Origin of the sequence: Actinomadura sp. 7K507, from assembly GCF_004348425.1 — a bacterium.
GTDB lineage: Bacteria > Actinomycetota > Actinomycetes > Streptosporangiales > Streptosporangiaceae > Spirillospora.
Genome location: NZ_SMKK01000362.1, coordinates 1 through 6,693, shown reverse-complemented (window position 1 = coordinate 6,693; position 6,693 = coordinate 1). Strand labels below are relative to the sequence as shown.

Here is a 6,693-nt window from a genome sequence, read left to right as displayed (position 1 = left end):
GCGTAAGTCCGCGACGCGCAGCGCCACCTCTATGCCGAAGCGGGCCTCCGGGTCGTCGAGCTCCTTGCCGAAGGTCTGCTCGATCTTGCGCATCCGGTACCGGACGGTCTGCGGGTGGATGTGCAGCGCCTCGGCGATCTCGGCGGCGGTGCCGCGGGTCACGAGCCAGGTGCGGAGCGTCTCGGTGAGCCGCTCCTGCTGGCCGGGCGTCATGCCGTCCAGCAGGCCCAGGCGCCGCCGGGCCAGCTGCTCGACCAGCGCGGGATCGGACAGCAGCCACAGCGGGACGAGGTTGTCCTCGCACAGGGTCACCGGGTCGTCGCCGAAGACGCCGTCGAGCGCGAGTCCGAGCGCCCGGTGGGCCCAGCGGAGCGAGTCCGCGGCCTGGCCGGGCGGCACGGTGAGGCCGACCGCGATCCGGCGGCCGGGAAGCGCCTCGCCCAGCATGGCGCGGCGTCCGGGCGTGAACGGTCCGGGCAGCAGGAGGTGCGGCGCCGCGCACTCCAGGTTGGCGAGGACGTCCTCGTCCAGCGAGGTCCACACGCAGCGGGCCTCCGGCTCGACGGCGATCATCGTGACCTCGTCCGGGACGGTCCACCCGGCGGCCTCGGCCGGCTCGGCGAGGTCGGCTTCCGGGTCTTCCAGGAGATGGCGCAGGAGCCGCCGGCGCCGCTCGTCGAGTGCCGGTATCGGGCGCTCCTTGGCCCGCAGGTAGCCGTCGAGAGAGTGCGCCGCCAGGTCGTCGAGGTAGACGAACAGCGCCTCGGCCAGCCGCGACATGAGGGCCGAGGAGATGTCGTAGCGCGGCGCGACCTTCATGACGCGCCGCCACGCGACCTGCCCGCCGATCCGGTAGGCGGCCTGAAGGCAGTCCATGCTGCGGCCCTCGTGCGCCTCGTACTGGCCGAGCATCCGGGCCGTCCCCGCGGAGTCCTCGCTGACCCTCGACGCACCGTGGAGCGCGGCGACGCGGTCGGCGAACGCGGCCAGGTTGTGCTCCACGCTCAGCCGCAGCACCTGGCCGTACGGCCCGTCGAGCGGCCCGGCGTACTCGGGGATCGCGCGGCGGATCTCGGCGACGATCTCCTCGGCGAGGCTGGGCAGCTCCGGCCGCATCAGCCGGGCGAGCCGCGGCGGGAGCCCGCCGTCGCGATCGGCGGGACCTTCGTGTTCGAGGGCTCTGGTCATCGGCGCACCTCCGTCGCTTCCGCTGTGACGCGGAACGCATTGACGGTCGCACGCCCCACGTGCCCCGTTCTCTAGAGCTGAAGAACAAATTCCTTCGGCCGCTGCTCACCCTGTTATAAGCCACGCGAAAGTTGTGCCTGCGGCACCGGCGGCACAGGGCGGCCACGACGGCGATGGCGGCATCGGCGAGCTCGGCCGCCCTTGGCATTGCTCGCCGGCGACAAAATAAATGCATCCCGATTTGAAAGTTGTTGTCCGATGATAATGATCGATTCGAGGTGGCGGCTGACCGTGGTCAGGGTGCGATCAACTTAGTGAAACGCGGATCCTTCTTCGTCGCGGATTCGATGTATTTGTGGCCGGGCGCTCATTACGGTCCATGAATCCGGACCGTGACGACCGAAGGGGTGGGGCGCGTTGACCGCTTCGGTGGCCGTGGAGAAGCCCGAGTCCGCGACGGACGCGCCGTCGCGCTGGGAGCGGCTGCGCGGGCCCTCCTACGGATGGCTCGGGCCGCTCCTCGTCTCGGCGTTCGCCGGGGTGCTGGTGTTCGACCGGCTCGACGCCCCGCACGCGCTCGTCTGGGACGAGACGTACTACGCCAAGGACGCGTGGTCGTTCCTGCACTACGGCGTCGAGCACAACTGGAACGCCGGGTCGGACGGCAACCCCGCCAACCTCCACTTCCTCGCCGGGCACCCGGAGCGGGGGCTGGCGGGCGGCGCCGAGTGGGCCGCCCACCCGCCGCTCGGCAAGTGGTTCATCGCGGCGGGCATGGCGGTCTTCGGCGTCGGCCCGTTCGGGTTCAGGTTCGCGGCCGGCGTCGCGGGCGTCCTCGCGGTGCTGCTGCTGGCCCGCATCGCGCGGCGGCTGACCGGCTCGACCGTGCTCGGCTGCGCGGCCGGGCTGCTGCTGGCACTGGACGGGTCGTGGCTCGTGTCCAGCCGGGTGTCGATGCTCGACATCTTCATGCTGGTCTGGATCCTCGCCGGTTTCGGCTGCCTGCTCATCGACCGGGACAGGACCCGCGCCGCGCTCGCCTCCCTCATGGAGGGTGCGGGGGACGGCGCGAAGCCCGGCGGTCCGCTCGTCCGGCACGGGTGGCGGATCGGCGCCGGGATCTGCTTCGGGCTCGCCTGCGGCACGAAATGGTCCGCCGTGTACGCGATGCTCTTCTTCTGGGCGCTGGCTCTGATCTGGGACCGGAACGCCCGCAAGGACGCCGGGGTCGCCCGGCCGTGGCGCGGCATGCTGAAACTGGACGCGCCGCTGTCCCTGCTCCAGGTGGGGTTCACCGCCGGGGCCGTCTACGCGGCGGCCTGGTGGGGCTGGTTCGCCTCCGGGACGGGCCTGCAGAAGGCGCTGTTCGGCCAGACCCTCCCGGGGTTCCAGCGCGACTGGGCCGACCTCAATCCGAGCGGCATCTGGCCCACGTTCCTGAACCCGGTCCGGTCGCTGTGGCACTACCACGCGATGACCCTGGACTTCCACGGCGGCGTGACGGGCCCGAACCCGGGCCAGTCGTGGCCGTGGCAGTGGCCCTTCCTGGGGCATCCGGCCGTCATGCGGCGGGCGACCGCGCCGGAGGGCCAGGACGGGTGCCACGCCCAGACGTGCGTCAGCGAGATCATCCACCTCGGCACGCCCGCGATCTGGTGGTTCTCCATCGCGGCGCTGCTCGCCATGGCGTGCTACTCGGTCTTCTTCCGCGACTGGCGGGCGGCCACCGTGGTCGGCGGCTACCTGGCGGGCCTGCTGCCGTGGCTTCCGGCGGCGTTCGACGGCCGGACGATGTACTCCACCTACGCGCTGCCGATGCTGCCGTTCGCGATCCTCGCGATCGTCCTGCTCTTCCAGGGGATCTTCGTCCCGTACCGCGACCGTCCGGTGATACGCGCGGTGATCGCCGGGGCGGGCGCCGCCTACCTGGCGGTCGTCGCGGTGAACCTGTTCCACCTCCATCCGATCCTCACCGCCGAGGCGCTCCCGGAGGCGGAGCGGCTCGCGCGCCTGTGGCTCCCCGGCTGGACCTGACCCCGTGAACCCGCACGAACGTCCACAGCTTCCACAGCTTCCGCGGCTTCTGCTGCTTCAGAGAGGTGACCGACGATGAGGATCCGGGCCCGGTGGATGGTCGGGGCGGTGACGGCGCTCGGGCTCGGCACGGTCGTGTCCGGGTCGCTGACCGGCGGTACCGCCACGGCGCGGGAGGCCGACGCCGCGCTCGGCTACGCGTGCGAGTTCCCGTCCGGGACGTCGCATCAGGTCGCCGTCCAGGTGCGGGGGACGTTCCCGGCATCGGCGACGGCGGGCGGACCCGTCCGGCCAGGCCGGATCACGGCGACGGTGACCGTCCCGGAGGCCGCGCTGCCGGAGGTGGCCGCGCTCGGCGGCGCCTCCGTCGCGGGCACCGCGCGGCTCGCGACCACCGTGCGCCAGAACGGTACGTCCACGCCGGTGGCGTGGGACGGCCTGACCACGCCGGCCACCCCGGTGGCGGAGGACGCCGACCTGGAGCTGGCCGCGTCCGGCGACGTCCCGCCGGTGACGCCCGCGGGGGCCGGTGACCTGACGTTCACGGCGGGGGAGCTGGCGCTGACGCTGGAATCGCGCGACGCCGGCGGCGGCGCCCGCAAGGACGCGAAGCCTTTGGCGATCACCTGCACCCCGGGCGAGGGGCGGGACATGGCGCTCGCGACCGTCCCTGTCCGGGGTGGCGAGACGCCGGGGGAGACTCCGGCGCCGGGGGCGTCCGCGGCGCCGGAGGTCGGGCGGGCGCCCGCCGAGGCCCCCGGCGGGACGCCGCCGGAGTGCGGGACGTACACCGGGCCCGACGCCACCTGGATGCCGGGCTGCGTCTACCTTTCCGGATTCTCCAACGTCGCGAAGCTCGACGGCGCGGCCATGCTGAACGATCCGGAGTTCGCCGAGCCTGCGCTCACCAACATGATCTACATGATCACCCGTGAGGGCGCCTCGGTGCGGCAGAGGTTCGTCACGCCGCTGCGGTCGACGTCCACGTTCCTGACGTTCGGGCTCATGCCCACCACCGCGACGATGGAGATGACCCAGCGGCCCCTGAAACCCGGTGACCCGGACGACCCGCAGAACTACGGGACGTTCGAGGCGATCAGCGACCTGCAGACCGGAATCCAGTCGGTCAGCGCCCACATGAAGATGTCGATCCGCATCCGCGACGTGAAGGTCAAAGGCACGCCACTGGACGTGGGCGCGAACTGCCGGACCGCCACCGACGCCGATCTCAGGCTCAAGGGCCAGATGCCCAACATTTTGGAGGGCGGAGTGGTCGACGGAAGCTTCACCATTCCCGAATTCCGGGGATGCGGTGTCGGCGAGGACCTCGATCATCTGTTCAACGGCTCGGTCGCCGGCCCCGGAAACCTGCTCCGCGTGACGCTCGGATCGACCTGCATCCCGTTCGCCGAGATCAGTTGCCCGCCCGTACTCCCACAGCCTTCCCGCAATCCGCGCTGAGCGCCTCGCCGAGAACGAGCCGCCCGCCGACGAGAGGAGCATGCCGTGACCACCCGTCCCAAGGACGACTGGCGTCGCTGGATCGCCGAGAACCTGCTGCTCGGCAATCCCCCGGAGGCGATCCGCGCGGTGCTGGTCAAGAACGAGTTCACCGAGGAAGAGGCCGCCCGGGAGGTGTCCGGGGCGCTCGCCAGCCCGTACGTGCAGGGCGGCTCCCGCGTCGCGAACCGGCTGCGCAAACGCGAATGGACCCTCACCGTCTACGGCCGGCTCGCCCGGATGCGCGCGTCCGGCGGCGAGATCGAACGCCGGGAACGGCCGTCGCGGGACGAGTTCTTCGAGGAGTACTACTTCCAGAACCGCCCGGTCATCATCACCGGGATGCTCAAGTCGTGGCCCGCGTGCACGAAGTGGAACTTCGACTACCTCCGCGCCACCTGCGGCGGCAACGAGGTCGAGGTGCAGTTCGGCCGCGAATCCGACGAGCACTACGAGATCAACGGGCCGCAGCACAAGAAGACCATGCCGTTCCGCGAGTACGTCGACATGGTCGAGGCCGCCGGGACGACGAACGACTTCTACATGACGGCCAACAACGCGTCCCGCAACCAGGAGGCCCTGGACGTCCTGTGGGACGACGTCGACCCGATCGGCGAGTATCTCGACGGCGACGCCCGCGGCCGGAGCTTCTTCTGGCTGGGGCCGCCCGGAACGAAGACGCCGTTCCACCATGACCTCACCAACAACTTCATGGCGCAGGTCATGGGCCGCAAGAAGATCAAAATGGTGCCGCTGCACGACACCGCGTTCATCTACAACACCGTCCACTGCTATTCGGACGTGGACGCGAGCGCGATCGACTACGAGAGCTTCCCCAGGATGAAGCAGGCGCAGGTGCTGGAGTGCACGCTCGCGCCGGGCGAGCTGCTGTTCATCCCGATCGGCTGGTGGCACTACGTCGAGGGCCTGGACGCCACGATCACGATGAGCTTCACCAACTTCCTGCGCTACAACGACTTCGCGTCGAACTACACGACCTACAAGCACCTCTGAGCATCGGCCGCGGCACCGGAAAAACGATCGCCCGATGACAAGTTATCGGCCGGTGAACCGGTAGTCGCCTAACTGCTCGAAGGTTATTGTCGCATCGCGAGCAAGTGTATTTCGCGCTGCCTGAAAAGTGTCATGATCTGCGCATATCCGGTCCCGAGAAAATGACCTTGTATGCGTGTTGAACGGTGAGTGGAATCACTCTCGAATTTGTCAGTGAACCGTAAAGACACCCTCGATACCGGTCGGTAGTTTTCGGTTCGCAGTTTCGCCAGCTCGGCCTCGTCTCGAGAAAGGCAGAAAGTTGGAAGACAAACTCAGCAGACGCAAGCGGCGCGGAGCCAGAGGCCTCGCGGTCGCGGCCATCGGCGGGCTCGGCCTGTCGGCGCTCGGCGTCATCGGCGCCGCGCCGGCCGCCGCCGTGCCGGTCCAGCAGACGATCAACTACCACTGCGTCTTCCCGCTGATCGGCAACCAGCCGCTCACGGTCGACGTCACCTCGGACATCCCGGCGGAGATCCCCGTCGGCGAGATGACCCCCGCGTTCGAGATCACGGCGACCGCGCACATCACCGGGGCGATCACCAACGGCCTCCGCGCGGTCCGCGCGCACACCATCGAGGGGACGGCGACGGCCGACGCGGTGCTGTCGGTGCCCGAGTCACCGGAGCTGCCGGTGGCCGTGGACGTGGTCATCCCGTCGCACGACATCCCGCAGACGCCGGGCGCGGAGTGGGACCTGGTCGCCACGGGCGCCGCTCCGCAGCTGGTCTTCACCCAGCCGGGCCACGGCGAGATCTTCGTCGAGAACATGGTCCAGCGCATCGACCCGAAGCGCGAGGACGGCACCTCCGTGTGGCCGGGCGGCCAGAACGTCCAGTGCACCAAGGACCCGGGCCAGGACGACCCGTTCGCCGAGTTCGAGATCACGGACGGCACGCCCACCCCGACTCCGACCCC

At 70.1% G+C, this 6,693-nt stretch carries 5 protein-coding genes; 4 read left to right on the top strand and 1 reads right to left on the bottom strand.

What is annotated here, in order from left to right; genetic code table 11:
* Positions 1-1,188, bottom strand: a 1,188-nt coding sequence (locus E1285_RS42295; protein ID WP_132160472.1) for a helix-turn-helix domain-containing protein, incomplete at its 3' end; no start/stop codon positions are given.
* Between the two features lie 417 nt (positions 1,189-1,605).
* On the opposite strand from E1285_RS42295, the gene E1285_RS42290 reads away from it, so the two are divergent.
* The 4 genes from E1285_RS42290 to E1285_RS42275 all read left to right on the top strand — a co-directional run.
* Positions 1,606-3,222: a glycosyltransferase family 39 protein gene (locus E1285_RS42290; protein WP_132160470.1), complete on the top strand. Its 1,617-nt coding sequence runs from the start codon at positions 1,606-1,608 to the stop codon at positions 3,220-3,222.
* A gap of 75 nt (positions 3,223-3,297) precedes the next feature.
* Positions 3,298-4,683, top strand: a complete 1,386-nt coding sequence (locus E1285_RS42285; RefSeq protein ID WP_132160468.1) for a DUF6801 domain-containing protein — start codon at positions 3,298-3,300, stop codon at positions 4,681-4,683.
* Positions 4,684-4,728: 45 nt separating this feature from the next.
* Entirely contained in the window at positions 4,729-5,736 is a 1,008-nt protein-coding gene (locus E1285_RS42280; RefSeq protein WP_132160466.1) for a cupin-like domain-containing protein, read from the top strand.
* A 301-nt stretch (positions 5,737-6,037) separates the two neighbouring features.
* A partial coding sequence (locus tag E1285_RS42275; protein WP_132160464.1) for a DUF6801 domain-containing protein occupies positions 6,038-6,693 on the top strand: 656 nt, incomplete at its 3' end.